Genomic DNA, 291 nt, shown 5'->3' on the forward strand with positions numbered 1-291 from the left:
TTTCCTGTCGGATCAATCCGGTCGGCGTGTAATCCAGTCGGTACTTTTCGCCCGATTCGTTTTCAATCTCGGTCAGCAACAGCCGCGCATGGTCATAGCGATACTGCACGCGGGTGCCGTCAGGATTGATCCGCCGCGAGACCAGGTGCAAATCATCGTCATATTCGTAACGGGTGATGCGCCCGAGTTCATCGCGTTCGGCGGTGATCTGGCCGTAGGCGCCGTGGCTGTAGGCGCGCGTGCTGCCCGTAGGAGAAGTCGTCAGGATCAGTCGGCCGGCCGCGTCCCACT

The 291-nt window shown here is 60.5% G+C and carries 1 protein-coding gene; it reads right to left on the reverse strand.

What is annotated here, in order from left to right; all coding sequences use genetic code 11:
- Positions 1-291: RHS repeat domain-containing protein (locus QMX86_RS28235; protein ID WP_282388003.1), on the reverse strand; the 291-nt coding region annotated here is incomplete at both ends.

This window comes from Pseudomonas sp. PS01270 (assembly GCF_029959775.1).
Taxonomy (GTDB): Bacteria; Pseudomonadota; Gammaproteobacteria; order Pseudomonadales; family Pseudomonadaceae; genus Aquipseudomonas; species Aquipseudomonas atacamensis.